At 40.2% G+C, this 25,727-nt stretch carries 20 protein-coding genes; 10 read left to right on the forward strand and 10 right to left on the reverse strand.

What is annotated here, in order from left to right; genetic code table 11:
- Nucleotides 1-158: 158 nt before the first annotated feature.
- The 4 genes from ORI98_RS17395 to ORI98_RS17410 are packed head-to-tail and all read right to left on the reverse strand — an operon-like array spanning nt 159 to nt 3,472.
- Nucleotides 159-1,088 (reverse strand): electron transfer flavoprotein subunit alpha/FixB family protein, encoded by a 930-nt coding sequence (locus ORI98_RS17395; protein ID WP_306136047.1) that lies wholly within the window; start codon nt 1,086-1,088, stop codon nt 159-161.
- Nucleotides 1,085-1,837, reverse strand: coding sequence for an electron transfer flavoprotein subunit beta/FixA family protein (locus tag ORI98_RS17400; protein WP_306136048.1), 753 nt, complete (start codon nt 1,835-1,837; stop codon nt 1,085-1,087). The genes ORI98_RS17395 and ORI98_RS17400 overlap by 4 nt, the downstream gene beginning before the upstream one ends.
- A 13-nt stretch (nt 1,838-1,850) precedes the next feature.
- On the reverse strand, nt 1,851-2,297 hold the full coding sequence (locus ORI98_RS17405) for an acyl-CoA thioesterase (RefSeq protein ID WP_371931189.1): 447 nt from the start codon (nt 2,295-2,297) through the stop codon (nt 1,851-1,853).
- Nucleotides 2,294-3,472 (reverse strand): iron-containing alcohol dehydrogenase, encoded by a 1,179-nt coding sequence (locus ORI98_RS17410; protein WP_306136049.1) that lies wholly within the window; start codon nt 3,470-3,472, stop codon nt 2,294-2,296. Before ORI98_RS17410 ends, ORI98_RS17405 begins: the two co-directional genes overlap by 4 nt.
- Nucleotides 3,473-3,671: 199 nt before the next feature.
- Between ORI98_RS17410 and ORI98_RS17415 the strand changes: the two genes are divergently transcribed.
- The 3 genes from ORI98_RS17415 (at nt 3,672) to ORI98_RS17425 (ending at nt 9,042) form a co-directional block, all read left to right on the forward strand.
- Nucleotides 3,672-5,477 carry an acyl-CoA dehydrogenase gene (locus ORI98_RS17415; protein WP_306136050.1) on the forward strand — a complete coding sequence of 602 codons (1,806 nt, stop codon included), beginning with the start codon at nt 3,672-3,674 and terminating at the stop codon, nt 5,475-5,477.
- A 45-nt stretch (nt 5,478-5,522) separates the two neighbouring features.
- Entirely contained in the window at nt 5,523-7,316 is a 1,794-nt protein-coding gene (locus tag ORI98_RS17420) for an acyl-CoA dehydrogenase C-terminal domain-containing protein (RefSeq protein ID WP_306136051.1), read from the forward strand.
- A 73-nt stretch (nt 7,317-7,389) separates the two neighbouring features.
- Entirely contained in the window at nt 7,390-9,042 is a 1,653-nt protein-coding gene (locus ORI98_RS17425; RefSeq protein WP_306136080.1) for an electron transfer flavoprotein-ubiquinone oxidoreductase, read from the forward strand.
- A gap of 90 nt (nt 9,043-9,132) precedes the next feature.
- Here ORI98_RS17425 and ORI98_RS17430 read toward each other — a convergent pair whose 3' ends face one another.
- Nucleotides 9,133-9,840 carry a Crp/Fnr family transcriptional regulator gene (locus ORI98_RS17430; RefSeq protein ID WP_306136052.1) on the reverse strand — a complete coding sequence of 236 codons (708 nt, stop codon included), beginning with the start codon at nt 9,838-9,840 and terminating at the stop codon, nt 9,133-9,135.
- A gap of 92 nt (nt 9,841-9,932) precedes the next feature.
- Nucleotides 9,933-12,545 carry a TonB-dependent receptor gene (locus tag ORI98_RS17435; protein ID WP_306136053.1) on the reverse strand — a complete coding sequence of 871 codons (2,613 nt, stop codon included), beginning with the start codon at nt 12,543-12,545 and terminating at the stop codon, nt 9,933-9,935.
- 237 nt (nt 12,546-12,782) lie between these two features.
- On the opposite strand from ORI98_RS17435, the gene ORI98_RS17440 reads away from it, so the two are divergent.
- From ORI98_RS17440 to ORI98_RS17450, 3 genes are all read left to right on the forward strand, one after another.
- Nucleotides 12,783-14,300: a carboxylesterase/lipase family protein gene (locus tag ORI98_RS17440; RefSeq protein WP_306136054.1), complete on the forward strand. Its 1,518-nt coding sequence runs from the start codon at nt 12,783-12,785 to the stop codon at nt 14,298-14,300.
- An 8-nt stretch (nt 14,301-14,308) separates the two neighbouring features.
- Nucleotides 14,309-15,628 (forward strand): MATE family efflux transporter, encoded by a 1,320-nt coding sequence (locus tag ORI98_RS17445; RefSeq protein WP_306136055.1) that lies wholly within the window; start codon nt 14,309-14,311, stop codon nt 15,626-15,628.
- 146 nt (nt 15,629-15,774) lie between these two features.
- Nucleotides 15,775-17,799: an NADPH-dependent 2,4-dienoyl-CoA reductase gene (locus tag ORI98_RS17450; RefSeq protein ID WP_306136057.1), complete on the forward strand. Its 2,025-nt coding sequence runs from the start codon at nt 15,775-15,777 to the stop codon at nt 17,797-17,799.
- Nucleotides 17,800-18,105: 306 nt separating this feature from the next.
- Here the strand turns inward: ORI98_RS17450 and ORI98_RS17455 are convergent, their stop codons facing one another.
- Nucleotides 18,106-18,330 carry an integrase core domain-containing protein gene (locus tag ORI98_RS17455; RefSeq protein WP_306136058.1) on the reverse strand — a complete coding sequence of 75 codons (225 nt, stop codon included), beginning with the start codon at nt 18,328-18,330 and terminating at the stop codon, nt 18,106-18,108.
- Nucleotides 18,331-18,472: 142 nt separating this feature from the next.
- Between ORI98_RS17455 and ORI98_RS17460 the strand changes: the two genes are divergently transcribed.
- Genes ORI98_RS17460 through ORI98_RS17475 form a run of 4 tightly spaced genes read left to right on the forward strand, consistent with a single transcriptional unit; the run spans nt 18,473 to nt 22,326 of the window.
- Nucleotides 18,473-19,942: an NAD(P)/FAD-dependent oxidoreductase gene (locus tag ORI98_RS17460; protein ID WP_306136059.1), complete on the forward strand. Its 1,470-nt coding sequence runs from the start codon at nt 18,473-18,475 to the stop codon at nt 19,940-19,942.
- Between the two features lie 17 nt (nt 19,943-19,959).
- Entirely contained in the window at nt 19,960-20,799 is an 840-nt protein-coding gene (locus ORI98_RS17465) for a TauD/TfdA family dioxygenase (RefSeq protein ID WP_306136060.1), read from the forward strand.
- The gene (locus ORI98_RS17470) at nt 20,790-21,551 is read left to right on the forward strand and encodes an SDR family NAD(P)-dependent oxidoreductase (protein WP_306136061.1); all 762 of its coding nucleotides are present in this window, start codon (nt 20,790-20,792) and stop codon (nt 21,549-21,551) included. The genes ORI98_RS17465 and ORI98_RS17470 overlap by 10 nt, the downstream gene beginning before the upstream one ends.
- Before the next feature lie 10 nt (nt 21,552-21,561).
- Entirely contained in the window at nt 21,562-22,326 is a 765-nt protein-coding gene (locus tag ORI98_RS17475; RefSeq protein WP_306136062.1) for a class II aldolase/adducin family protein, read from the forward strand.
- Nucleotides 22,327-22,383: 57 nt separating this feature from the next.
- Here ORI98_RS17475 and ORI98_RS17480 read toward each other — a convergent pair whose 3' ends face one another.
- The 3 genes from ORI98_RS17480 to ORI98_RS17490 all read right to left on the reverse strand — a co-directional run bounded on the left by ORI98_RS17480 (nt 22,384) and on the right by ORI98_RS17490 (nt 25,701).
- The gene (locus ORI98_RS17480) at nt 22,384-23,493 is read right to left on the reverse strand and encodes an NADH:flavin oxidoreductase (RefSeq protein WP_306136063.1); all 1,110 of its coding nucleotides are present in this window, start codon (nt 23,491-23,493) and stop codon (nt 22,384-22,386) included.
- A gap of 76 nt (nt 23,494-23,569) precedes the next feature.
- Nucleotides 23,570-24,748: an acetyl-CoA C-acyltransferase gene (locus ORI98_RS17485; RefSeq protein WP_306136064.1), complete on the reverse strand. Its 1,179-nt coding sequence runs from the start codon at nt 24,746-24,748 to the stop codon at nt 23,570-23,572.
- A 32-nt stretch (nt 24,749-24,780) separates the two neighbouring features.
- Nucleotides 24,781-25,701: an SDR family NAD(P)-dependent oxidoreductase gene (locus tag ORI98_RS17490; RefSeq protein ID WP_306136066.1), complete on the reverse strand. Its 921-nt coding sequence runs from the start codon at nt 25,699-25,701 to the stop codon at nt 24,781-24,783.
- Between the last annotated feature and the right edge of the window lie 26 nt (nt 25,702-25,727).

Genomic DNA, 25,727 nt, shown 5'->3' on the forward strand with positions numbered 1-25,727 from the left:
ATTGGATTGTTAGTATGCAACATGAGAGTTACCTTTGGTTTTGATTAAAAGATTCGACACCTTTATCAAAACGGGTAACTCTCACTTTTTCAAGTTGAATGTCAGATCAAGTCGAAACTAATACATTTTACGTCGCTCTTTTAAGTAATAATGTAATATTACTTAAGAGCGTTTGTTAATTCAGGCAATGCTTCAAACAAGTCTGCCACTAACCCATAATCAGCGACTTGGAATATAGGCGCTTCTGGGTCTTTATTGATAGCCACAATCACTTTCGAATCTTTCATACCTGCCAAGTGCTGAATTGCACCAGAAATGCCCACCGCGATATACAGATCAGGAGCAACAATTTTACCAGTTTGTCCAACTTGCATATCATTTGGAACAAATCCAGCATCTACTGCGGCCCGAGACGCACCTACCGCTGCCCCCAACTTGTCAGCGACGCGCTCCAATAAAGCAAAGTTCTCACCGTTTTGCATTCCTCTCCCCCCTGATATCACAATAGATGCTGCTGTTAATTCAGGTCGTTCGGATTTAGTGAGCACTTGCTTAACAAATTTAGATTTATCGTTTGCTTTCGTAAGGTTTAAAGTCACTAATTCAGCAGCGCCACCAACATTTACCAAATCAAAAGCTGAAGTCCGAACGGTGATGACTTTAGTGTCGTAGTCACTTTTAACGGTAGCAATTGCATTACCTGCATAAATTGGTCGTTTGAAAGTGTCAGTACTTTCCACTGAAATTATGTCGGATATTTGTTCTACATCTAACAATGCGGCCACTCGCGGCATCGTATTTTTACCCGTCGTTGTAGCAGGCGCTATAATGTGTCCGTATCCACTAGCCAAATCAACGATTAATTCAGCCGTATTTTCAGCCAGTTGGTGTTCAAATTCAGGTGAATCTGCCAATAGTACTTGAGTAACACCTTTTAATTTTGTGGCTTGGTCTGCCACGCCAGCACAATTGTATCCAACGATTAAGAGGTGTATGTCGCCACCGATTTTTATTGCAGCTCCAATTGCCTTAGCGGTATCTAATTTTAATTCTTGGTTGTCGTGCTCAGCTATCACTAAAACGCTCATGAAATCACCTTAGCTTCAGTTTTTAATTTATAGACCAATTCTTCAATTGAAGACACCATAATTCCAGCGCCTCTTATCGCAGGCTCTTCTACGATTAATACTTTCATCTTAAATGACAGTTCTATTCCTAAATCTGCAGCCGATAGGACTTCCAATGGTTTACGTTTAGCTTTCATTATATTCGGTAATGACGCATATCTAGGTTCATTAAGTCGCAAATCGGTCGTAATTATGGCGGGTAGCGATAACGATAATGTTTCTAACCCACCGTCCACTTCACGAGTCACTTCCACATGGTCATCTGCGATCTTTACTTCTGATGCAAATGTCCCTTGTGGCATACCAGTTAATGCCCCTAACATTTGGCCCGTTTGATTGTTGTCTGAGTCAATAGATTGTTTCCCCAAAATAACCAGACTTGGCTGTTCTTTTTCAACAATGTATTTTAAAAGTTTTGCTACTTGCAAAGAGCCAAGGTTTTCTGAGGTATCTATTTGTATCGCTCTATCTGCCCCTAGGGCAAGTGCTGTTCGTAATTGTTCTTGTGATGCCTTATCGCCAATGGAAACTACTATGACTTCTTTAGCTATCCCCTTCTCTTTTAATCGAATAGCCTCTTCAATAGCAATTTCACAAAACGGATTCATCGCCATTTTTACATTGTTTAAATCAACACCTGTCTTATCGGATTTAATACGAACTTTAACGTTGTAATCGATAACTCTTTTTATCGGAACTATTATCTTCATAATTCAATAGCCTTTATTGTTTTTTACTGCGAGCTGCATTTAAAAATACCGCTCTGATATTTTCTGGAATAGGAACTGGTTTGCCACTTTTTTTGTCTACAAACACGTGAGTCATTGAGCCGTGTGCTGATGCACTATTACTGCCAGTTTTAAAAACGCTTACACCGTATTCAACTGAACTATTTCCCACTTTGTTTACTACAAATCCGCCTTCGATATCATCAGGATATGAAATTGAACTATGATATATACATTCACTGTGAACAATATATGCTGCGACATCCGAAGTTTGCAGGTTTAACCCACAGTGCTCAGCCAAAAACCGATTGATCACTGTATCGTAATAGGAGTAATAGACCACGTTGTTGACATGCCCAAATACATCGTTATCCATCCAACGAGTGGTTATCGGATAAAATTCAAAGTATTCCTCCCTGTTTGGAATAGCCTTATTCATCATAGATTTTTAACTCCGTAAGCCTTCTGATATATGGCTAGCGCATCAAACTTTGACAATGGTTTAGGATTGTTGACTAACAATCGAGTTTGTTTCATCGCTTCATTGGCCAGTAGAGGCAAACTAGTTGTTTCAATATCCATTTCTTTCAGTGACGTTGGCAACTCTAAAGAGACGATCAGTGATTCCAAAAACTGGATAAACGCTTCCGTAACTTCAAAATCTGTACCCTTGGCTTTAAAAGAGTGAGGCAATGTTAGGCGAGCGATCTCTGCATATAAATCGCTGCAATGACTAGCATTGAATCTCATAACATGCGGTAAAACTAAAGAATTGCTCAAGCCATGAGGAATATGAAAATACCCTCCCAATGGATACGCTAATGCATGGACTGCAGCGACTGGTGCATTTGCAAAGGCTTGCCCTGCCAAACTGGCCCCCAATAACATCTTCTGTCGAGCATCAATATTACGACCATTAAAAGTCGCCTCTTTAATATTTTCGCAAAGCAGTTGAATCGCTTTTATAGCTAGCATATCTGAGTAGACATTTTTTTTTATTTTTGATGTATAAGCTTCAATTGCATGAACGATAGCGTCGATACCTGTTGCAGCAGTAATATTCGAGGGTAAGCCAATTGTTAATGAGGCATCTAATAATGCGATATCAGGTAATAATTGATTCGAAATGACGCCCGCTTTTGTTGTGTCACCTGTAGTGACAATTGAAATTGGTGTAACCTCAGAGCCTGTACCAGCGGTCGTTGGTATTAAAATGAGCGGTAGTCTAGTACCTGTAACTTGATCTAGGCCGTATATATCGTCCAATCTAATTTTTTTATTATTTGCCAACAAAGCGACTAATTTAGCAGTATCCATTGAGCTGCCACCACCAAATCCTATAACCCCGTCACAATTATTTTTTACTGCTACATCAGTACCTTCGTAAATAACATCTTCATAAGGATCTTGGGATACATTGTCGTAAATACAATGAGCAAAGCTTGCACCTGATAAATGCTCTGTCAGACGCAATAAGAGTCCACAATTGACAATGCCATGGTCGGTAACAATCAATGGCTTTGTTATTGAAAGCTGGCGACAGAAATCAACTATTTTTGAAACTGCACCGATATTGCTAATGATGCTTTTAGTTGTATTGAAATTAAACTCGGTCATTATTCAAACTTCTTAGCCAAAAGATTCTTTCAATTTGCCAGTTGCCATAAATTTCCTTTGTCACCATGGAGACAAAAAATCTATATCGAAGCATTAGCCCTCTTGATACCCAAAAGTATTTGTTATTTGTCACTCTTGTGACAAAACCAAAACGACAGTTGATATTTAATGCGGATAATTGCTTTATTAAGGAGTATTTATGCCTGCACCAATTTTAAACCAAAGAGATTTGGAATTTTTCCTGTATGAGTTCTTTAACGTCGAACAATTAACTGAACGTGAACGATATAGAGATCACGACAAGGAAACGTTTGATGCTGCTATCACTATAGCGAGGCAAGTCGCAGAGAAGTACTTTCTACCTATTCAGAAAAAAGTAGATGCCAACGAACCAACTTTTGATGGAAAAAAAGTCCATATTTTGCCAGAGATTAAACAGGCTCTTGACGCTGTTAAAGAAGCAGGATTGGCGGCCCCAACTACTGATTTCGATATCGGTGGTATGCAACTACCTTTGGTGGTGAATGCTGCAGTTTCTGGCTACATATCGGCCGCAGCAAGTACTACTGTCGGATATTTAACCCTTACACACGCTAATTGTAATTTGATTGAAGCCTACGGAACACCAGAGCAAAAAACAAAGTGGGTACAGCCCATGCGCCAAGGACGTTTTACCGGAACCATGTCAATGACAGAACCTGGAGCAGGCTCTGGTTTGGCTGACTTAATAACATCGGCAGAAAAGGATGAAAATGGAGAATACCGTATTAAGGGAAACAAAATATGGACCTCTGGAGGTGATCATGACCTTAGTGAAAATATCGTCCATCTTGTACTAGCCCGAGTTAAGGGAGCACCGAAAGGTATTAAAGGAATATCGCTGTTTATCGTGCCTAAGTACTTGGTCAACGATGCTGGTGAAGTTACTACAAAAAATGAAGTGGAGTTAGCAGGTCTTTTTCATAAAATGGGAGGCAGGGGGCACACTTCGACAGCCTTAAGTTTTGGTGAGCAAGATGGGGCAATAGGTTACTTGGTGGGTGAAGAAAACCAAGGACTTCGTTATATGTTCCACATGATGAATGAAGCCAGAATATTGGTAGGCTCTGGCGCAGCCTTGACTGCGTTAACCGGTTTCCAATATTCACTTTATTATGCCAAAGAGCGACCACAAGGCAGACTACTTTCTAATAAAAATCCTTTGTCATCACCAGTTAATATTATTGAACACCCAGACGTCAAACGTATGCTGCTTATTCAGAAAAGTTATGCCGAAGGAGCCTTTGCGTTATGTGCTTTTGGGAGTCAATTAGCTGATGATGAGAGAACAGCGCTAACGGACGATGCAAAGAAGAAAGCAAGCACATTACTGGACTTTTTAACGCCCGTAATTAAAAGCTGGCCATCCGACTGGTGCCCTAAAGCTAATGATCTCGCTATTCAAGTATTAGGTGGTCATGGCTATATCAACGAGCACCCAGTGGAACTCTATTATCGTGACAACCGTCTAAACCCTATTCATGAAGGCACTAGGGGTATTCAGTCTCTGGACTTAATCGTTCGAAAGCTGCCAATGAAAGACTTCGCTGGTTATAAACTTTTTCTAGCTCAAGTTGAAACAACACTTAACAATGCTTACCACATAGATGAAATAGATGTTTATGCTGAAAAACTTGCTCAAGCAGTGGATATGTTAAAAGAAGTAACAATTACGGTAATGCGTTTATCAAAAGATATGAACTTAGACTTGGTGTTTTCTAATTCTGTGGCATACCTAGATATGTTTGGTCATATCACTATAAGTTGGTTGTGGCTTAAGCAAGCAATAGTCGCGAAAAAAGCACTAGAACAAGGAGCCCACTGCGATGATGTGCCATTTTATAAAGGAAAAATTCAAGCGATGAAGTTTTTCATAAATACTGAACTACCTAAATGCAACAACTGGGGAGATTTGGTGATGAAAGTAGATAGTAGCGCATTCGATATGAAACCGGAATGGTTTTAAAACAGAATGCTTAATCAAATTTACTTTCAATCATAGGATATAAAAATGCCAAAATATAAAGCTCCTCTTAGAGATTATAAGTTTGTTATGCAGGAAATGCTTAACTGTGAAAACCACTATCTAACATTAGGGTATGAAGATGCCACAACTGACATGGTAGATGCTATTTTGTCAGAAGCAGCGAAGTTTACAGAACAGGTCATAGCACCGATCAATCAAATAGGTGATCAACAAGGTTGCCAATGGGATCTGGGTACAGTTACAACACCTGATGGCTTTAAAGAAGCCTATAGTCAGTATGTTGAAGGCGGTTGGCCAACATTGGCTCAAGATAAAGAGATTGGTGGTCAGGGGTTGCCTCATTCTTTAAATACTGTCGTCAGTGAAATGTTCTCTGCAGCTAACCACAGTTTCGCAATGTATCCTGGGTTAAGTCATGGCTGCATCTCTACGATTGAACGTTATGCCTCTGATAAACAGAAAAATATGTTTTTGCCAAAGCTAGTAGAGGGAACATGGACAGGCACCATGTGTTTAACAGAAGCGCACTGCGGTACAGATTTGGGTTTATTGAGAACCAAAGCAGAACTCAATGAGGATGGTAGCTACCGTTTGAATGGCAGCAAAATATTCATTTCCGCAGGTGAACATGACTTATCGGAAAACATTGTTCATATTGTTATAGCAAGAATTCCAGGTTCTCCTGAAGGTACAAAAGGTATATCGCTTTTTGTAGTTCCTAAATTTAACATCAATGAAGAAGGTGAAATTGTCGCTCGTAATGGCGTTAATTGTGGTTCCATTGAGCACAAAATGGGCATCCATGGTAATTCTACCTGCGTCATTAATTTTGATGACGCAAAAGGTTATCTAATTGGAGAAGTAAATAAGGGACTGCGTTGCATGTTTACCTTTATGAACGGAGCTCGACTAGGTGTTGCAAATGAAGGTGTTTCAGCATCTGAAGCGGCATTTCAAGGCTCTTTGGCTTACGCAAAAGAGCGACTTCAAATGCGCAGCATGACAGGAAGTAAGAACCCTGATGGACCTGCAGATCCTATAATTGTGCATCCAGACGTTCGAAAAATGTTACTGACACAAAAATCTTTTGCAGAAGGAGGACGAGCAATGGTCGCAGAGTTGGCTCACCTTGTAGACAATACTTATTCTTCTAAAGATCCAAAAGTCTTGGCGGTAACAGAGAGCAAACTTGCTCTATTAACACCTATTGCTAAAGCATTCCTAACTGAAACTGGTCTTGAATCTGCCAATCACGGCATTCAAGTTTTTGGAGGTCATGGTTTTATTCAAGAATGGGGAATGGAGCAGCTCGTAAGAGATACTCGGATATGTTGTTTATACGAAGGTACGACAGGTATCCAAGCGTTGGATTTGTTAGGCAGAAAAGTAATTGGTAGCCAGGGTGAGTTACTGGAAATCTATCTTAATGAAATTGAAGATTTTTTAACAACCATGGATGAAGCTAGCATGCCTAAACCATGTGCTACTTTGCAACAATATGTGAACCAGTGGCGAGAGTTGACGGAGTCGATTAGCGTTAAAGCTCAAGAATCAGCGGATGAAATTGGCGCGGCATCGGTAGACTATTTGATGTTCTCGGGTTATGTATGCTTGGCTTATTATTGGTTGAAAATGATGTTAACGGCTAAAAGTAAACTTGAGAATAACATCTCGGATAGCGAATTCTACCAAGCAAAGATAAATACTGGAAAGTTCTACTTTGATCGCGTTTTACCAAGAGCAAAAGGTCATGCCGCATGTATTGACGCTGGCGCAGAAAGCATGATGCAGTTAGACCCAGAACACTTTTCATTTTAAATCCCCTTTTGCCCAATTAAAGAGATCCTCTTAACACGGATCTCTCATTATAAAAGGCTTATCAATGTCTAATATAGAAAGAGAATCAATGGACTTTGACGTTGTCATCGTTGGAGCAGGCCCTGCAGGATTGTCTGCTGCAATCCGAGTCAAGCAAAAAGCACAAGAAAACGAACAAGATTTAATGGTATGTGTGGTCGAAAAAGGTTCAGAAGTGGGAGCGCATGTATTATCAGGTGCGGTATTTGAGCCAAAAGCCTTAAATGAGCTTATTCCTGATTGGGCTGAGAAAGGCGCGCCACTTTTTGCCAAAGTCACACACGATGAAGTTTACTTCTTAAAGGGCGAAGGAAAAGCCTCTAAAGTTCCGAGCTTTGCTTTCCCAAAAACCATGCATAACGAAGGTAACTATGTTGTCTCTATGGGCAATGTGTGTCGTTGGTTAGCGGTACAAGCTGAGCAGATGGGCGTTGAAATTTTCCCAGGTTTTGCCGCTTCTCATATTTTGTATGATGACAATAATAATGTAGTTGGTATTCAAACAGGCGACATGGGTCTTGATGAAGAAGGCAAGCCTAAAGACTCGTTTATGCCTGGTATGGAGTTGCGTGCTAAGTACACTATTTTTGCCGAGGGCTGTCGTGGTCATTTAGGTAAAGAGCTGATCAGTAAATACCAACTAGACAAAGACAAATCACCGCAACACTATGGCTTAGGTTTCAAAGAAATCTGGGATATTCCAGCTGAGCAACACCAAGAAGGATTAGTGGTTCATACTGCAGGTTGGCCCTTAACCGACGGAGCATCAGGTGGCGGCTATTTATATCACGCCGAAAACAACCAAGTTGTATGTGGATTAATTGTTGACTTAAATTACTCAAACCCTCACATGAGCCCGTTTGAAGAGTTTCAACGGATGAAACATCACCCTGTTTATACGAAATACTTATCAGGAGCCAAACGTATTGCCTACGGCGCACGTGCCATTGCCAAAGGTGGGTTAAACTCATTACCGAAAATGTCTATGCCAGGTGGCTTCTTAGTAGGTTGTAACGCGGGTACGTTAAACTTTGCCAAAATCAAAGGTAATCATGCGGCTATGAAATCTGCCATGATTGCTGCCGAAGTGATTGCGGATGCATTAAAGGCTGGCGACCAAGGTCAAAATGATTTAACTCAATTCCAACATGTATTTGACGATTCATGGTTATATGACGAGTTATATAGCAGCCGAAACTTTGGTCCTGTAATACATAAGTTAGGCATGGTGTTAGGCGGTGCATACAACGTGATAGACCAAAACTATTTTGGCGGTAAATTACCATTTAACTTCCGGGATGACACCCCAGATTATACGTTATTAAAACCAGCGTCTGATTGCAATAAAATTGAATACAATAAACCTGACGGCAAATTAAGCTTTGACCGTTTATCGTCGGTATTTTTGTCAAATACTAATCACGAAGAAGATCAGCCTGTTCATTTAAAGTTAATGGATAGTCAAATTCCTATCACCAGTAACTTAGAGAAATTCGATGAACCAGCACAGCGTTACTGCCCGGCTGGTGTATATGAGTTTGTTGAAAATGAAGCGGGTGAAAAACAGTTCCTAATCAACTCTCAAAACTGTGTTCACTGTAAAACTTGTGACATTAAAGACCCTGCCCAAAACATTACTTGGGTGACACCTGAAGGGGGGGGGGGACCCAATTATCCAAATATGTAACACCTACATTGCCGATGTAATAAAAAGTGTAGTTTAAAAAAGAAATTTACATCTAATGTCGATTTTTTAATTTAATTGATTTTTGAGCCATTAGTTGTCGTCTAATGGTTCAATTTCCTTATACAGTGCATCTTTATCCTTAACAAAATATTTTTGTCCTTCCATTAAAACAATATCTTTCTCTTGCCACTCTCTAAAAATTTTATTAACACGTTGTCGAGAGCCCATAGTTAAACTTGCGAGCTCCTGTTGGCTAATCTTTTTATCTAATAAGATTCCACCCTCTTGTTCCACTCCATTTTCTCGCATAATCCATAACAAACGACCTGCCAATCTAGCCCTTAAAGGGTAAAACAACATACCACCCAGCACTTCGCTCATGCCTATGGTACGCTCACTTTGTTCAAAGAATAGATTTTTGTAAATGATTGGATACCGTTCAGCTATAGCTCTTACTTTTCGAGCTGGTATCTCCAATAATACTGAATAATTAAGCACTTGTGCTTCAAACATTTTTGTCGGTTTTTCGGTGATAGCCATTTCACCTAACCAACTTCCAACATTAAAATCAATGATCGAAAATTCTTGGCCCAAGAGACTAGTAATTTTAATCCGGACACTGCCTGATAGTACGCAATAAATCGTATGGCTTTGATCACCAAGTCTATATAAATACGTTTGGTCCGCATGCGCTACGGTTTTGGCTGAGTCGATGAGTTCATTTATTGCTTCTCTTGGCAAACCTTGAAACCAAGCACTTTGACTTATAGACTTTTCAATATCAGTACTCTTTTCCATTCCCATCTCATATAGTAATCTTTTCCAGATAATAAAGTAAAAAGCTCTCGCGGTGAGAGCTTTTTTAATTTTAATTTTAATTTTAATTAAAGTTAGATACCAAAATTATAAGCTGCACTTATGCCCCAGGTAAGAGGTTGACTAATTTCACCTGTACTTAATCGAGTTACAGTAGAAGGAACCCCCATATGAATGACGTTTCTTTCATCTGCTAGATTTTTAACCCAAAGATCAACGTTCCAGTTGTAAGCAGGTGATCTCCAATTTACTCGTATGTCTGTGCGGCTATTTGATTCTATTTTATCCCACTGTTCCAAATTAAATGCTCGGCTGTATTGTTCACCAACGTATGAATATGCGATGGTTGCTGACAAATGGCCATTATTACCAATATCGAAATATTGTGTAGCAGCAATACTAAACTTCGATTCTGGCGCTAAATTTAGTTTGTTTCCAGATAGGTCTTGAACTTGACAAGCATCTTTAGAGCTGTCGCCATTTGCTAATATAGCACATGCACTAGAATCAATAGACTCATAGTTATCATACTCAGCATTAGTTATTGAATAGCTCATCATGATTTGAGTGTCATCCGTTACCATTGCCATTAATTCAACTTCAGCACCTGTAACAGAAGCTTCCGCTGCGTTATTAAATCCAACGGTAGTAAAGCCACCTTCAGTAATAGTACTCATAACCTGTAAGTCGGTGTAATCATAATAGTAAGCGGCTGTAGACAAATTAGCTAAACCACCAAATAAAACCTTTTTATAGCCGACTTCGTATGCCATTAATTCTTCCGGCGCGACTTTTGCTACATCCTTAACCGTCGCTGCGCCTAAATTGAAACCTCCAGAGCGATAGCCTGTAGCCGCATAACCGTATAAATGAGATGTGCTGTCAATATCCCAATCAGCTTGCAAACGCCATGTTACTTTATCCCAGCTATCACCTACTTCATGTTGAGTTTTCGGGGTGGATAAATACGCAAAAATATCGTCAGAGCCCGTTTTTTCATCATCAGAATAACGAATGCCTGCGGTAACCTTAATGTCTTGAGTTACATCATATTCAACCTGACCGTAAACAGCCATTGCGGTAGTCTCTAAGTCGTTTTGTCCATAATATAAGTAACCTCCATTTTCATAATCCGTTGCGACTTCATAAGGGGCCATACCCGGCAAACCAGCACCTAAGTTGGCCAAGGTAGCATAATACTGGTACAAACTCATTGGAGGTAAACCCAAAACAGGGGTTCCAGGTGGTACACCAGGAATGGTTGATGATATAACCAAATCAGCAATTAACCCCGTGTTGATCGCTCCTCCTGTTATTGTATTAATAATATCACCCTGCATAAGACCAAAACCCGTCTCTACATAATCAGAATATTGTGACTCTGTGCTGTTGTAATAATAAGCACCAGCAATAAAATTTAAGTTGCCTTCATAATCTGAAATTAGTTGGATCTCGTGTGAAGTAGACTCACCTGACTGCTGTACGTTGTAAAACATATCTGATGCAACATATAATGGAACTCCAGCAAGTCCAAAAGCATCAAGATTAGGCATACCAAGTGAATGAGCAACATTGCGACCTACATCTATGCGCATACTATCTGCAACACCTTGGTCTGCATCGGTTTGTGTACGATAGTCATAATCGTATAAACCTAAGGTGTATTTTAAATCTAAATCATCAAAAGTTAGAGTATTGGTAAAAATTATACGACTCGATTTAGAAGATAAAGAAGGAGATCTATCCATGTTAACTAATGAGTCATCCTTTACCGCTGGATTAGTGCCCAAATAACCATCAAAGTGGTTAACTGCATTTGCCGAAGGAAACATGCCTGGCAGAGCTCCTCCACTAGTTGTTGTTTTATATGGTTCTAAAGTGTAACCGTTGTCAGGTGTTCCACTTCTTTTATGCCCCATATAACGTAAGGAACTCACCCAGTCTTCAGACCATTCACCTTTAATAGTCATAGAACCATAAAGGCGATCTTCTGCATCAAATAATTCACCATTATATAAATTTTCTTGAAAGCCATCTCTGTCAGAAGAAGAAAGTGTAGCGATAGCGCTAATAGACTCAGATAACCTCCCCGTCACTTGACCTTGAAATGTCTGCAAGTTATGACTACCTAACTCAGCCTTAATAAATCCACCCAACTCCTCATCGGGCTGCTTACTGATTATATTGATCGCACCACCAACTGCATTTCTGCCATATAAAGTACCTTGTGGTCCCCTTAATACCTCTATTCGTTCAACATCACACATATTACAGTAATCGAAAACGCCATTTTCAGTGTTGTAAACGCCATCGGTATAAATACCAACGCCAGGGTCGGAACCAAGCGCGTTATTTGGTCTGCCAATACCTCTAATAGATACCTTGTTACTAGTAATGGACAACGCCGGAGTGAACAGCATTAGATCCTCTGCACCGTCTAAACCAATTTGCTCCATTGTATTATGACTGAAGGCACTTATTGCTTGGCCTGTCTCCATTAACGAAGTCGTTCGTTTTGTGGATGTCACCTCCATAACTTCTATCTCAGCATTTTTTTTAGCTTCTTGTTCTTGTTTTTGCTCTTGTGCATTAACAGTAAACTGTGTTGTAGATAAAGCAATTAATACTGTTGTTGCAACGGGATTTAGCTTACTAGTGAACCCAATCTGTTTTGTAAAATATGACATTAGCCTCTCCACTTTGTTGATTTTAATTGATTATTTATAACCAATTATTTTTTATTGGAGTCAAGAACGCACTCTTTGCCAAATTACTACTTATTGATAACCAAGTGAGCACTTCCTCTTCTGTCATCTATGTTAGTGATATGTGAAAATGATTAGCTGTCACATAGGTTACATGTCGAGCAAATTTGTGCTGGTAACTTACATTTTAATAGATTAGTTAAATGGGGCGAATTTACTTTGGCATTCATAAACCTAGAATTTAATAATAAAATTTTAACTGGTATTACCTCATCAATAGCTGAGGGAGTTACTAATTTTAAAGGGATCCGTTATGCCTCGACCCATAATAGCCGATGGCAGCCTTCGATAACTGTTGGCGTTGAAACTAGGACTCATATAGATGATGGCGCTATTTGTCCGCAAAATCCAACCCCCCTTGACCAACTAACAGGCAACTTAACAGAATATAAACAACACGAAGAATGTTTAAACCTCAATATTTCTACTGCGAGTTTAATTGGGAAGAAACCAGTCATGGTTTGGATCCATGGAGGCGGATTTATAGTAGGAGGTAATGTGCTGCCAAGTTACCAAGGTGATTTATTGGCTAAGAATCATGATGTTGTTGTTGTATCCATAAACTATCGACTAGGACCTTTAGGTTTTTTACGACTTATTGATACCACTGATGGAATGGTTAATTCAACGGGCAATGAAGGTTTGTTGGATCAAATAGAAGCATTAAAATGGATTAGGAAGCATATCGGTTACTTTGGTGGTGATAAAGACAATATTACTTTGTTTGGTGAATCTGCTGGAGCGATGAGCATTGCGTGCCTATTAGCAATGCCATCAGCCAAAAATCTGTTTCATAAGGCAATACTACAAAGTGGAGCAGGTCATACATTCCACTCAAAAGAAAAAGCAAATTTGGTCGCAAAAAAGTTTGTTGACTATGCTGCGGAGCATGGAGTCTCTCATCAGGATCTATCAAATTTGGCCATCAAAGACTTAATGGCAATATACCAAGGTTTCATATCCAAGCCTGAAATCTACTTAACGTTTGGCATATTACCGTTTAAGCCTGTTGTAGGCGATGAATACCTTCCTATTGAGCCATATGCAGCAATCGCGGAAGGTAGCGCTAAGGATGTGAGAATTTTAGCTGGCACTAATGCGGACGAATGGACGCTCTTTGCATTAATGTCTCCAAAATCTGAAGTCAGTGATGAAGAGCTTACAGCTCGATTAACACAGATTATTCCTCAAGATTCAATAGCTACATATATAAGCTGCGCTCAAGAGCAGCTGAAGTTGAGAAAAGTTGAAATCTCCAATAAAGAAGTGTTGGCAGAAATTTACACCAATTTTTGGTTTCATCAACCTTGTCATCGCTTGTTAAAAAAACACTTTGATAGTGGTGGTACAGGTTATCGTTATACATTAGCCAAACGAACAGTCTTACCTGAGTTAAGATGTACCCATATCGTCGATATTGGTTATGTTTTTGGATTTACGTCAGAGTATTTTCACGGAAACAGTGAACGTGTTGCACAACTTGTAAAAGAAATTCAACTAAGCTGGTGTAATTTTGCGCGAAAAGGTAATCCTTCAACAAGTCAGCTCCAGTGGCCTACTTATCAAGGTAATTTAATTGTAAATTTTGATGAGGATAAATCCTATGTTTCGCAAACAGATATTAAAGTAACTGCAATTTGGGAACAAATTGCAGACTCAGCACTTTCATCATTTTAAACCACAGAATGACAACGCATATTCCACCAAGTATTTGGAAGCTGGCGTGGCCAACAATCGTTTCCAACTTGCTGTTGGTGGGGATTGGACTTATCCAAATCATCTTGGCAACAGGAATGGGCTCAGAAGCCGTTGCGGCTATGACAATTTCTCAGAGATTCTATTTCATCTTGCAATCCGCATTATTTGGTCTGGCAATCGGAGTTTCGGCAATTGTATCGCGTAATATCGGTGCTAAAGAACTAGAAAAGGCAGGGCAAGCAACACAAACAGCGTTGTTTATGGGCTTCTCTTTATCAGCTATTATCGCTACGCTATGTTACATTTTTGCCCCTAATATAACCGGTTGGTTTAGTTTAAAAGCTGATACTCAGCAAACTGCTATTAATCTAGTTCGATGGGTATGTTTATTTAGTCCAATTTATTCACTTAATATTATTTTCACAACGTCATTAAGAGCAACGGGTGATGCATTAAACCCTCTCTATCTTTCCACGATATCGTTTAGCGGCAACGCGTTCGGTAGCATAGCCTTAAGTTCTGGATTATGGTGGCTACCAAACCTCGGAGTAGAAGGCATAACCATTGGAGCCATTTTCGGTTCACTATTAACCATAGTTATTTTTTCCTATATGTGGCGTCAAGGTAAATATAAATTAGCCTATCCAATCAAAACTCAGTACAGAAAAAAACTTAAAATACTGTTGAAAACAAGTATACCTAGTGCGATAGAGCAAATCATGATGCAAATTGGATTTTTAATATTTACACTTGCTGTTGCAAGTTATGGGACCGAGGCACTAGCAGCCTATGGAATAGGTTTAAACATATTAAGTATCATCATTGTAATTGCATTAGCTTTATCTACTGCTGGGGCAATTGTTGTTGGGCAGTATGTTGGGGCTAAACAAGTCGAATTAGCATCAGCACAGGGTTGGCGAACCTGGCGCGTAAGTTTTATTTTATTAGTCGTCTCAGCAATTTTTATGGCGGCAAGCGCAAATTGGTTGTCGCAATTACTTAGCCAAGAACAAGTCGTACAAGAATACATCTCATTATTTTTAACAATTGTTGCTATTGCCATGCCATTTATCGCTACAGATTTTGCGTTAGGCGGTGCTATTAGAGGCGCCGGAGAAACGATTTACCCGCTTTTCGTGACTTTGGCGGTGTTAATCTTAGTGCGTTTTATTTTACCATATTTATTTTTACAATATTCTTTGTCCCTCACCTTGTTATTTATTCTTACCGCCGTTGACTTCTTCCTAAAAGCAATTTTCATGACTTGGTACTTCCACAGCAAAAGATGGGCAAATCGCCAATTGTAAATAACTATATTGTGGTAGTAGAGCTATCGAGTGTTAAAGCCGAAATAACTTTCCCATGTCACTATAGCGACAAATCCCCCATTACAGCTTTGCTAAATTGAAACCTACAGCATATTTTTTGCTAATTAGCTAATAAGAAGAATCCTATGAATACACATTACCCTAAACTTTTTGAACCTATTGATTTGGGTTTCACCCAACTCAAAAATAGAACCATTATGGGTTCAATGCATACTAATTTAGAAGAAAGTGATAGCGGATTTGAAAAGCTAGCAGCTTTTTACGGTGAAAGAGCAAAAGGAGGTATTGGTTTAATCATCACTGGCGGCATAGGGCCGAACAAGGAAGGTGCTGTGTTTGACGGGGCCTCATTAATGGCAACAGAAAAAGACGTCGCAGATCACCAACTCATAACATCTGCGGTCCATAAGTATGATTGTAAAATTTGCATGCAGATATTACATGCAGGCAGGTATGCCTATAATAAAAATTTGGTTGCACCAAGCGCAATTCAAGCACCTATAAGTCCCCTGTCACCAAGAGAGCTAACTGACATGGAGATTGAGCAACAAATCGAGGATTTTGTTCGATGTGCTGAATTGGCAAAAAGAGCTGGTTATGACGGTGTCGAAGTTATGGGCTCTGAAGGTTATTTAATAAATCAATTCATTGCTTCGCGCACCAATAAAAGAATGGATAGATGGGGAGGCTCCTATCAAAATCGAATAAGGTTTCCCCTCGAAATAGTCAAACGAATAAAAGCAGCCGTTGGTGACAAATTCATTATCATTTATCGCCTTTCTATGTTGGATTTAATAGAGGGTGGCAGTTCAAACAGCGAAGTAATAGAACTCGCCAAAAAAGTAGAAAAAGCTGGTGCAAGTATTATTAACATGGGTATCGGCTGGCACGAAGCAAGAGTGCCAACCATTGCAACTATGGTACCTAGAGGTGCATTTAGCCAAATATCAAAGCAAGTTAAAGAGCAAGTGACTATCCCCGTCGTCACCAGTAACCGCATTAATACGCCTGAACTTGCAGAGCAGTTAATTAATGATGGTGTAGCTGATATGGTTTCGATGGCAAGGCCATTGTTAGCAGACCCTGAGTTTGTCAATAAAGCCAAAAACGGAAACAGCAGCAGAATCAACACCTGTATCGCCTGTAATCAAGCCTGTATAGACCATACTTTCGAAAACAAAGTGTCATCTTGTTTAGTAAACCCTCGGGCTGGATTTGAAACCGAATTAAACTTTAACCAGACTGAGAGGCCACAATCAATTGCAGTTGTTGGCGCGGGCCCTGCGGGTATGTCTTTTTCAGTTTACGCGGCCAAAAGAGGTCATAAAGTGACACTCTTCGACCAACAGGATAGCGTCGGGGGGCAACTCAACTTAGCAAAGAAAGTGCCTGGAAAAGAAGAATTTTATGAATTACTTAGATACTTCAAACAAGAATTAGATTTAAGCGACGTTAACGTCAAACTAAACACAGTTGCAATTCCAGAGATACTAAGAGAGTTTGAACAGGTCGTGATTGCTACGGGTATCAAACCGAGAACACCTGAAATTAAGGGTTTAAACCATCCCAAAGTCGTTAGTTATATTGATGTACTAAATGGTAAAGTCACCGTTGGCAAGCGGGTTGCGATTATCGGCGCTGGAGGTATAGGGTTTGATGTCGCTGAATACCTGACTCATCAAGGAGAATCTACCGCCCTTAATAAAGATGCATTTGCGTTAGAATGGGGAATAGACCTAGAAAACAAAACCCCAGGAGGCATTATCGCTGCATCTCCTCCAAAACCGGCGAGAGACGTATATCTACTCCAACGAAAAAATACCAAAATCGGTGCTAACCTTGGAAAAACGACAGGTTGGATCCATAGAGCGACCTTAAAAATGAAACATGTATCCATGTTATCGAATGTCGAATACATCAAGGTAGACGACAATGGCCTTCACATTCTTATAGATGGTAAACCCAATCTCATTTGTGCTGATCACGTTGTATTATGTGCAGGCCAAACCCCACTTCGTGAGCTTGCAGAACAGTTAAAAAGTAGGATGCCAGAGCTACCGGTTCATGTCATTGGTGGTGCTGATGTTGCTGTAGAACTAGACGCAAAACGTGCGATCAACCAGGCCGCATGGTTAGCGGCGCAAATCTAATAAAACAATATAAGGACGACTTTAGAGAGGGTTACAGATTAAGCAACCAACATTAGTATGAACTGACTCTTACATTAACGGTAAGTGAATTGCCCCGCGACTTTTCTTCGCTCAGTTCACGGGGTTTTCTAAGTGATGTGATAAATTGAAATAATACAAAACGGTAACCATCCCTTATATAGATCATATTTTAAGAGAGTTTTCTTTATTTAACCGCTCATATAGCTTGGGCGGTAGATCGTTCAGTGATTCATGTGCCGAATATAATTATATTCTTCAAGCCAACTATCCGTGGTCCCCCCTCATTTAAGTCAAGCTGTTGAACAAATAATACTCCAACACTTCATTTCGGTAAGTGCGTTTGAATCGTTCAATATACGCATTTTGAGTTGGCTTACCTGGTTTAATAAAATCTAACTTAATGCTCTGTTGTTCAGCCCAAACCTCAAGTGCATAAGAGATAAACTGAGGACCATTATCTTGCCTTACACGCTTTGGGTAACCTCGATAGCCTGCGATTCTATCCAGCACACGTATTGTAAGCCTCCCTCCTAATAATAAAAATATTTGTACATGCCTGTCTTTAATTTTTAGTCTTGTCACGGTGGAGACAATAAATGCATGTTTACTCGGGTAATTTATAAAATCATAATTAAACTGTTAAGGAATTATCATGAGCAACGTGCAACATTTAGACGTTATAATAATTGGTGCAGGTATATCAGGCGTTGGCTCAGCTTACCACCTCAAACAACAGTGCCCAGACAAAAAGTTTATCGTTCTTGAAGGCATGGAGAGTTTTGGTGGTACGTGGTTAATGCACAATTATCCAGGTATTCGCTCTGACAGTGATTTGTATACGTTTGGATATCGGTTTAAACCCTGGACCGGGGCACCAATTGCGACAGGCAAAGAAATATTAAATTACATGGCGGAAGTCATCGACGAAGGCGAATTAGCTGGCCACATTCATTACAACCACAAAATCATATCTGCCGATTGGCAAGAAGAACAGCAATTATGGTTTATAACCGCACAAAATAAATCAACGAACGAACAAGTTCATTACTCAACTAATTTTCTGTGGATGAACCAAGGCTATTACGAACACGAAAAAGGTTATACACCTCAATGGCAAGGTATGGAAGATTTTCAGGGAGAAATAATCCATCCTCAAAACTGGCCTGAAGACCTCGAATATAAAAATAAAAAAGTAGTCGTAATTGGTTCGGGAGCGACGGCGGCAACAGTTGCTCCTAATATCGCGAATGAAGTTGAACATGTAACGATATTGCAACGTTCCCCAACTTACTTTTTCCCAAGAAAAAATGAAAATGAATTGGCCGACCACCTCAGAGATTTAGACATTGATGAAACTATCCTGCACGATATCGTTCGCAAATCTATTTTAAAAGAACAAAAAGACTTTATTAAGCTGTCCAATGATTACCCAAGTGCCGTAAAAAAAGCACTGATTGACGGCGTTAAAGGGTGTTTACCAGAAAATTTCGACGTTGATACACACTTTACTCCAAACTATGATCCATGGCGTCAGCGCATCGCGGTAGTACCAAATGGAGACTTATTTGAAGGAATAAAAGCAGGTAAAGCTTCCATAGTGACAGATCAAATAGAAAAATTCACAGAAACAGGTCTCTTATTAAAATCAGGAAATGAACTGGAAGCAGACATCATAATAACGGCGACTGGTTTTAACATGAGTGTACTTGGTGGCATTAAGTTTTATAACAATGGTTCGCCTATTGATTTTTCTAAATGTGTCACTTATCGCGGCATGATGTTCACCAACATGCCAAATATGTTATGGGTTATGGGGTATTTTCGCGCGAGCTGGACGTTACGGGTCGATTTACTCGGTGATTTTGTGTGTCGACTTCTCAATCACATGGACTCAAAAAGTGCCAAAAAAGTGTCTATTACATTAAGACCAGAAGATGAAAATATGGATTTACTGCCTTGGATAGATACTAAAGAATTTAATCCAAGTTACATATTACGTTCGTTACATTTATTGCCCAAAAGAGGCTCGAATCCAGAGTGGCAACACACGCAAGATTACTGGGAAGAAAAAGAGATTCTGCCAAATATAGATCTCGATGAAAAAGTTTTTAAGTACAGTTAATTAAGGCGGTCGCAACGATGAAAATAACGGCTTTTACCAATAATTGTGGTGTTTTAATTGAAGAGATCGACTTAGCCAATTTAACAGACAGTGATTTTGAATCGTTACAACAAGCTTTTGTTGAACATGGCTTACTATTCTTTCGAGATCAATCCCTAAGTCCTAAGCAACATAAAAGTCTTGCCAATAAATTTGGTGATATTGTGGTTAATAAAATATTTAAAACGCTAGAGGGGTTTCCCGAAATTGCTGTAGTGAGCAAAGAAAAACAGCAAACTACGAATATAGGCGGGGGGTGGCATACTGATCACTCATATGATGAAGAGCCCGCAATGGCTTCAATTTTAGTTGCGAGGGAGTTACCGTCTTCAGGTGGTGCCACAAAATTTGCCAATATGTACGCGGCTTATGAAGGCTTATCTGAAGGCCTCAAGTCGACACTTAGTCTCATCACGGCAAAACATTCAAACGAACATTTGTACGGTAAAGGCGGATATTTTTCCAACACCGACCTAAGTGATAAATTAGCTGAGAATGTGCAAGTGAGTTCAGCAATGCATCCTGTAATTGTTATCCACCCAGAAAGTCATAAGCCAGTCTTGTATGTTAATAAAGCCCATACAATAGGCTTCGACAACTGGCATGATGACGAAGCTTTTGCTCTATTAAACTTTCTTTACGAACATGGTTCTAAACCTGAATATACGTGTGAGTTTGATTGGCAACCGGGTTCAGTCGCTATTTGGGACAATCGCAGCACTTGGCATTTTGCTAACAATGATTACCAGGGAGAAATGAGAACTTTGCACCGTATTACCATAAAGGGTTCTAGTTTGGCTGGTCCAGTATGCGGTTAGAAAATAAAGTAGCATTGATTACGGGAGCAAGTTCTGGTGTTGGGGCGGCTGTCGCCTTAGATTTAGCTAAACGTGGAGTTAAGGTTGTCATTAACTTTGCAAACAATGAACATGGTGCAAAACAAACCTTAGATCAAGTCCAACAAGCTGGTAGTGTCGGAGCGATCTTTCAAGCCGATGTCAGTAATAATCAAGAATGTTGTGAGTTGGTCAACTTTGTAGTCAAGGAGTTTGGTCGCTTGGATGTTGTGATTAATAACGCTGGCACAACTTCTTTTGTTCCGCATAATGAACTCGATCAGCTAAGCGATGAAATATGGCGTTCAACCTTAAATACCAATTTGTTAGGCCCTTTTTATATTAGTCGAGCTGCAACTCCCTTCTTAGAACAACAAGGAGGTGGCGAAATTGTTATGACATCCAGTATTGCTGGATTAACCACTCATGGCAGTTCTATTGCTTACTGTGCCTCAAAAGCCGGTCTAAATAGCTTAACTAAAACCTTAGCCAAAACTCTAGGTTCGAAAAACATACGTGTTAATGCGGTATGTCCTGGGCTTATTGATGGTGCTTGGTCAGAACAAGGCTGGGGAGAACATTGGCAAACCGCCAAAGACATGACCTTACAAGCTTCAGCAATCCATCATATTTCTACCCCACAAGATGTCGCAGCGTCTATCGTTCACATTATTACTGGCCCAGACAATATGACAGGGCAAATTATCTCGTTAGACAGTGGTTTAACTTTATAAAGGAACTCTTATGACTCAAACCCCGCAAGCCGTCATGAATGCTGAAACTGATAAACCTGCGATTTTTGAAGGCAATACTCACCAACAGATACGTGCCCACAGAAAACAAAGACTGATAACTGCTTTTCATTTGTTTGCGAAATTAGGTTTTGATGAAGGATTAGCGGGTCATATTACAGTTCGAGACTCAGAACATTTAGACCACTTTTGGGTTAATCCTTTGGGTGTCTCGTTTAAATCTATGAACGAAGCTTTATTACTTAGAGTCGACCATGACGGTAATGTTGTTGAAGGAGAAGGTTTATTAAATGGCGCCGCTTTTACCATTCATTCAAAAATACATCAAAGACACCCACACATAAATGCCGTTGCTCATGCCCATTCAATGTCTGGAAAAACTTGGTCAAGCTTAGGTGAACTATTAAAACCTATCACCCAAGACGCCTGTGCATTTTATCAAGACCATGCGGTATTTGACGAATTTTCTGGTGTTGTTTTAGATCTAAACGAAGGCGAACATATAGCCAAAATACTTTCAGATAACAAAGCATTAATTTTACAGAACCATGGACTATTAACGGTAGCTAAAACTGTTGAAGCAGCTGCTTGGTGGTTTGTCAGCATGGAGCGAAGTTGTAAAGCACAACTATTGGCTCAAGCAGCCGGCACTCCAAAAGTCATATCCCATCAAGCCGCAATGTCAGCTCATGCTATCGTAGGTTCCGAAGAGGCTGGTTTTTACAGCTTTTTAACCATGATACAAGAAAAAGCTTAACGTCGCTTTAGAAACAAACTGAGCAAATATCGATACGTACTTCCCTGTGTATCTGCACTAGACCAATTCTTTCAAATTATGTTTATTAAAAGCAACTAGCGTGTTTATTTGACCAAATTTAACTTTATTAGCCCAGTCAGGATTTGCAATTAGTGCTCGACCAACCGCAACCAATTGAAACTCATCTTTATCCATACGTTTTATTAAATTATCTATGTTAGTCGTATTTGCACTGTTAAATGCACCAGCTTTGTCTTCTGGCAAGAAGTCCCCATCCAAGCCAACACTTCCTACCGTAATTGCAGGTTTTCCTGTTAATTTGGTAGTCCAACCTGCGAGGTTTAAGTCTGAACCTGAAAATTCACTTTCCCAGAATCGACGTTGTGAACAGTGAAATATACTTACTCCTGCATCGGCCAATGGAACCAAAAATTGTTTGAGAGCTTCGGGCGAGTCAACTAAACGTGCACTATAATCTTGCCCTTTCCATTGCGACCACCTAAAAATAATAGGAAACTCTGCTCCAACCGCGCGACGAACTTGAGTAATGAGTTCTATCGCAAAACGCGAGCGGTTCGCCAAACTCCCTCCGTATTCGTCTTTTCGAGTATTCGTCCCTTCCCAAAAAAATTGGTCTATCAAATAGCCATGAGCACCATGGATCTCTATGGCATCGAACCCGAGAGATTGCGCATCTAAGGCTCCTTGAACAAAGGATTGAATCACGTCATCAATATCTTTTTTACTCATCTCATGCCCTGTCTTTCTTCCAGGGGCTATTAGCCCAGAAGGGCTGTATCCAGGCACATTACCACCTGGTTCTATTCCTGGTTTTCTGATTGCGCCAACATGCCATAATTGAGGTGCGATTTTTCCACCTTCTTCATGCACCGATTCAACGACTTTTTTCCAGCCAGCCAAAGCATCTTCACCGAAAAAAGCAGGGACATTATCATAACCAGAAGCTGCAATATGATTCACAATGGTGCCTTCGGTAATGATAAGTCCGACGCCACCAGCGGCGCGTTTACGATAATATTCAATATTCAACGTATTTGGCGTGTTATTTGTGGAAAACGCTCTGGTCATAGGAGCCATGACAATACGGTTTTTAAGTTGTAACGAGCCAATCTTATAACTAGAGAATAATTTGTTTGTTGATGTCATTAATTTCTACCCCGAAAAAAAAACGCATTAAAGAAGTAATCTTTAACGCGTTACATAAACATGTTTTGTTTGAGAGTTACAAAACTTCAAACAATCCAGCGGCCCCCATGCCTCCGCCAACACACATGGTAATAACCACATATTTGGCTCCGCGACGTTTTCCTTCAATTAATGCATGGCCGGTCATACGTGCACCACTCATTCCATAAGGGTGACCTATTGAAATAGCGCCACCGCTAACATTTAACTTGTCCATTGGTATTTCAAGTTTGTCGGCGCAATAAAGGACTTGAGTAGCAAAAGCTTCGTTCAACTCAAACAAACCTATGTCATCTATTTTTAAGCCATGTTTTTTTAGTAACTTTGGTATCGCAAACACCGGGCCTATACCCATTTCGTCTGGTTCACAGCCTGCAACTGCCATACCTACATAGCGACCTAAAGGCTCAAGTCCTCTTCGTTCTACCAGTTTTGCTTCCATTAACACTGAGGCTGATGCACCATCAGACAATTGACTGGCATTACCTGCAGTAATAACTCCACCGTCAATGACGGTTCGTAACCCTTGCAAGCTCTCTAGTGTTGTTGTCCTGAACCCTTCATCCACTGAAATCGTAACTTGTTCAAAAGTGACTTCTTTAGTCTCTTTATTCATCACTGCTTTAGTTGTTGTCATTGGCGCTAATTCGGCATGATAGCGACCATCAGCATAAGCCTGAGCAGTGCGCACTTGGCTTAAGACACCATATTCATCTTGTCTCTCACGACTAATGCCGTAACGCCTAGAAACAATCTCTGCCGTTTGAAGCATTGGCATATAAATATCTTTATGTGCCGCAACTAATGCTTTATCTACCGTCATATGAGAGTTGACATGCTCGTTTTGTACCAAGGAAATTGATTCCATGCCAGCCCCAATGGTTACATCCATACCATCATAAATGATTTGTTTTGCAGCTGTCGCAATTGACATTAACCCTGATGAACATTGTCTATCGAGTGACATGCCACTAACCGAAGTGGGTAATCCCCCTGCTAATGCCGCCAAACGACCTATATTTAGCCCGGCAGTACCTTGCTGCATAGCACAGCCCATAATCACATCTTCTACTTCTGCGCCTTCTATTCCTGCGCGTTCAACCGCATGTTTTATTGCATGCCCACCTAACGTTGGCGCCGTCGTAATGTTGAATGCGCCTCGGTAGGCCTTACCTATTGGTGTGCGAGCTGTAGATACTATCAGTGCTTCTCTCATAACGATTTCCTATAATTCTTAGAGTCTCAAGCCTATTGTTTAGGGCTTAAATCTACGCCAAGTGCTTTAGCAGCTTTGGCAACAAACTTGTCTGTTTGCATCCAGCCGCCTTGTAATTCAATTTGCTCACTTGGATCTGAAATCGCATCCATATTCGCCAATACATTTTCTGGAGTTTGCTGTTCAGGTGGTAAATAAATACCTGCTGTTTCATACACTATTGCCCGCGCATAACCGCCTGCACCAGTGGCTAAGATTATACGATTTGGTGCTTCTTTACTCACTAGAGCCAACAAACCTGCTGTTACAGACTCTGGCGTCATAAGGTCTAGAATTCTTTGATCTGGAATTAAGTTTTCCGTCATTGCGGTATTCGCAGTTGGTGAAAGACAATTCACTTTAATATCGTATTTATGACCTTCGATACATAAAGTATTCATAAAGCCAGCGACCGCCATTTTAGCCGCGCCATAGTTTGCTTGGCCAAAGTTGCCGTATAGACCTGAAGATGATGTTGTCATCACAATTCGGCCATATTGTTGCTCTTTCATGATATCCCACACTGCTTTTGTACAATTTGCAGTGCCAATCAAATGCACCTGAATGACTAATTCAAAGTCACTCATCTCCATCTTACCAAAAGATTTATCACGCAAGATTCCAGCATTGTTGACCAGAATATCTATTCGCCCCCACTTAGCCATAGTTTGAGCAACCATATCCTGGACTTGGTCCATATCAGCTACATTGGCATGGTGTGCAAAAGCTTCACCTCCTGCAGCTTTAATTTCCGCAACTACCGCTAAAGCAGCTTCTGAATTTTGTCCGTTTTGACCTAAGTCATTAACTACTACTTTTGCCCCACGACTTGCCAAACCCAAAGCGTGTGAACGTCCTAGCCCCATGCCAGCACCTGTTACAATTGCGACTTGTCCTTCATAATTAATTGACATATTTACCTCTGTTCATTTTTAGTTTT

Origin of the sequence: Shewanella sp. ULN5 (assembly GCF_030731885.1) — a bacterium.
Classification (GTDB): domain Bacteria; phylum Pseudomonadota; class Gammaproteobacteria; order Enterobacterales; family Shewanellaceae; genus Shewanella; species Shewanella holmiensis.